Source organism: uncultured Campylobacter sp. (assembly GCF_938030785.1).
Classification (GTDB): domain Bacteria; phylum Campylobacterota; class Campylobacteria; order Campylobacterales; family Campylobacteraceae; genus Campylobacter_B.
The window spans coordinates 1-3185 of the sequence record NZ_CALHIK010000198.1 but is presented as its reverse complement, the minus strand read 5'-3'; the positions used below and the strand labels follow the sequence as shown (position 1 = coordinate 3185).

4 protein-coding genes are annotated in these 3185 nt (G+C 49.4%); 2 read left to right on the top strand and 2 right to left on the bottom strand.

Annotated elements, in window-relative coordinates; translation table 11 throughout:
* On the bottom strand, positions 1-475 hold a 475-nt coding region (locus Q0438_RS10960; protein ID WP_299190845.1), incomplete at its 3' end, for an AzlC family ABC transporter permease.
* Between the two features lie 219 nt (positions 476-694).
* Positions 695-2257 (bottom strand): inorganic phosphate transporter, encoded by a 1563-nt coding sequence (locus tag Q0438_RS10955; RefSeq protein WP_299190843.1) that lies wholly within the window; start codon positions 2255-2257, stop codon positions 695-697.
* Between the two features lie 174 nt (positions 2258-2431).
* Between Q0438_RS10955 and Q0438_RS10950 the strand changes: the two genes are divergently transcribed.
* Both Q0438_RS10950 and nuoB read left to right on the top strand, forming a co-directional pair.
* A complete protein-coding gene (locus Q0438_RS10950; protein WP_299190841.1) occupies positions 2432-2821 on the top strand; it encodes an NAD(P)H-quinone oxidoreductase subunit 3 in 390 nt (129 codons plus the stop codon).
* Positions 2803-3185, top strand: a 383-nt coding sequence (nuoB, locus tag Q0438_RS10945) for an NADH-quinone oxidoreductase subunit NuoB (protein ID WP_299190840.1), incomplete at its 3' end; no start/stop codon positions are given. The genes Q0438_RS10950 and nuoB, both read left to right, overlap by 19 nt.

Below are 3185 nucleotides of genomic sequence, written 5' to 3'. Positions count from 1 at the left end.
CAGCCCCCGCAACGACGCCCGCAACCCAGTAGGATTGATTTAAAACCGCGGTTAGATTATAGAGCAGATCAAGCTCTTTTAGTCTTTGCGGCGTTACGGGTCGCTCGCCGCTAAGCTCCTCGGGGCGCAAAAAAGCGCGCGCTTTTAGCAGCGCAAAGGTTTCGTCCGTAAGGGCGTATACGGCGTAAATTTTATGACGCACGAAGCGCAGCTCGTCCAGCAGCGACATCGTGTAGAAAAAATGGCGGAAATTTAGCAAGAACGCCACAACGAAGGTATCTACGAGCGAGGCGTGGGTTACGATGAATGCGATCAGCACGAACTCCACGCTGCCTGCGTATATAAGCAGCGAGGTTAGCGCGAGCGCCCAGACGGGCAGATCCTGGCTAATGCCGTAGATGCCAAACGCCAGCCCCAGCGGCACGTAGCCCATCATCACGGCAAGGGTGGATCTGAAAATTTCAAATTTACTCATAGCTTTCCTAAATTTCAAAGGGCGATTGTAGCTAAAATTTTATTAAATTTTACAGGGCGGCAGGCGGGAGCTGCGCCGCTGCGAGCCGGTTTTGCGCGGTTATGCGTCGCAAGAAGAGCTATAAAATTTACTCGGTTTGGCGCCGTAAATTTTAAAATTTAGCCTGCGTAGAATTTTGCGAAATTTTAAAATTTAAGGGAGCGGATCTTTAAATTTAGCCTAAAATACGTGGCGCAAAAGCACGAATGCAAACGCCGAAAGCAGCGCCGAGACGGGTAGGGTGATGATCCACGCTAGCCCGATCGGCTTCATCAGTGACCAGTTCGTGCTGTGATTTACCAAGCCGATTCCTAAAATCGCGCCGATTAGCACGTGGGTCGAGGAGATCGGCAGCCCCAGCACCGATGCCGCCATGACGACGACGGCGCTTGCGAGCTCGGCGCTAAAGCCCGAGGCTGGGTGGATTTTGGTGAGATTGGTGCCTACGGTGGCGATCACCTCTTTGCCGATGAACCAAAGCCCCGCTATGAGGGCTACTGCGAACATTATCATAATCTGCTGCGGCACGGGAGTGGAGGGATTGATACTATTCGTAGCCATCGTATCGATGATGGCGGCAAACGGACCCACGGCGTTTGCGATGTCGTTGCTGCCGTGCGAAAAGGCAAAGCCGCTAGCGGTGAGCACCTGCAGCCAGCTAAACATCAAAAACGCGGATTTGTTTAAATTTGAGCGGCGCAGGGTTTTAGCGAAAATAAACATCAAAAGCCAGGTAATTAGCGTCGACATACCGATGATGAGGTAGTTGTAAAAATTCGTCAGCCCAAAATCTAGATTATGTAATCCCTTAAATATCAGCATTGCCGAGATCACGAAAGCGCCGATACCTGCTACGGCAGGGATGCCGAATTCTAAAGCTTTGTGGGATTTGAGCTTTTCTTTTTTTGCGTCAAGCTCGATTACTTTTTTATAATACTCGCTATCAAGCTCGCTTGGGTCGAAATCTGGATCGCGCATCGCGTAGATATCGTGATTTAGCGCCTCTGCGTAGGCGATCTTTTGAATGTCGTCCAGAGTCTCGAAGGTCTTTTTATGTAGCTTGCGGAGGGATTTTTTTTCGCGCTTTATGCGGTCGATCTTTATTTGAGCGTAGCGGTTGTAATCCAAAATGTAATGTTTGATGAGCCAGAAAATTCCAAAGGAGATCACACCGCCTAAAATCGGCGAGAGCACCCAGGAAATCGCTATTTTGCCGATCTTATCCCACTGCACGAGCCACAATGCGGAAGTCTCTGCGGTATTAAGCAGGGCGCCTAGCGTAAGCCCCGAGCCCACGATACCGCCGATGATCGCATGAGTAGTTGATACGGGCAAGCCCTTTCTGCTGGCAAAAAGTAACCATGCCCCCGCCGCGAAAAGCGCGCTCATCATTACATAGATAAAATCCCTAGGATGCACGTCCATTTTGCTAAGATCGATTATGCCGCTGCGGATCGTCGAGGTTACTTCGCCGCCTGCAATTACCGCGCCGCTTGCTTCAAATACCGCTGCGATACAAAGGGCTTGCGCGATGCTAAGAGTGCCGCTTCCGACGCTGGTGCCGAAGGAATTTGCCACGTCGTTTCCGCCGATATTAAAGGCCATAAAGATGCCCAAAAATACCGAAACTAAAAATAGCATTTTATCGCCGCTTCCTATAAAACCGAATCCCCAGATAAGAAAATAGATTGTTACGCCGCAGAATATGCCGTAGAAAATGAGACTTATCTTGCTAGATTTCATAGCTCTCCCTTAAAATCCGCGAAATTTTACCACACGCGCCTTAATCCCCACTAAATCGCACGAGAGAGGTATATTAAATTTTACTTTTAAAAGCGAATTTAGTGGCGCGCGCTAAGCTTTATTAAATCAATACTTCGTTACAATCCACATTAAATTTTAAAACTGAGGCGAAAAATGTCTAGAATTCCGCTGCAAAGCCCATATTTCGGAATATTCGTGATGCTAATCCTAGCTTTTTGCGTCTTTTCGCTCATCGTTAAACTATCCTCTTTGGTAGGCTCGCGTTTAGCAGATAGGCGCGACGAGCGGCTAAAGGGCGAAATTTACGAAAGCGGCCCCGAGGCCGTCAAACAGCCCAACCGAATGAACTCCCACTTTTTTTTGATAGCCGTGCTTTTCATACTTTTTGACGTCGAGATTATCTTTATGTTTCCATGGGCGGTAAATTTTAAAATTTTAGGCGTGTTCGGGCTCGTGGAGATGGTGTTTTTCATCGTATTATTAGGCATCGGATTCATCTACGCTTGGAAAAAAGGAGCGCTAAATTGGCAGAGCATAAGATAAACTACGCGCGCGAAAACGGACTTCCCGTAGTTCTTACCACCGTCGATAAGCTGATCGCGTGGGGCAGGAGTAACTCTTTGTGGGCAATGACGTACGGGCTTGCGTGCTGTGCGATCGAGATGATGGCAGCGGGCGCGGGCAGATTTGACTTCGACCGCTTCGGCACGATATTTCGCGCAAGCGTAAAGCAGTCGGAGGTGATGATAATCGCGGGCACGCTTAGCAAAAAGCACGCCGAGTTTACACGCCGCCTATACGACGCGATGCCCGAGCCCAAATGGGTCATCAGTATGGGTAGTTGCGCCAATACCGGAGGGATGTTTAATACCTACGCGACGGTGCAGGGCTGCGACCGAATAGTGCC

Bases quoted from the DNA above. Each gene is read 5' to 3' on its own strand.
- Q0438_RS10955 (WP_299190843.1), bottom strand. From the start codon at position 2,257: ATGAAATCTAGCAAGATAAGTCTCATTTTCTACGGCATATTCTGCGGC.
- Q0438_RS10950 (WP_299190841.1), top strand. From the start codon at position 2,432: ATGTCTAGAATTCCGCTGCAAAGCCCATATTTCGGAATATTCGTGATG.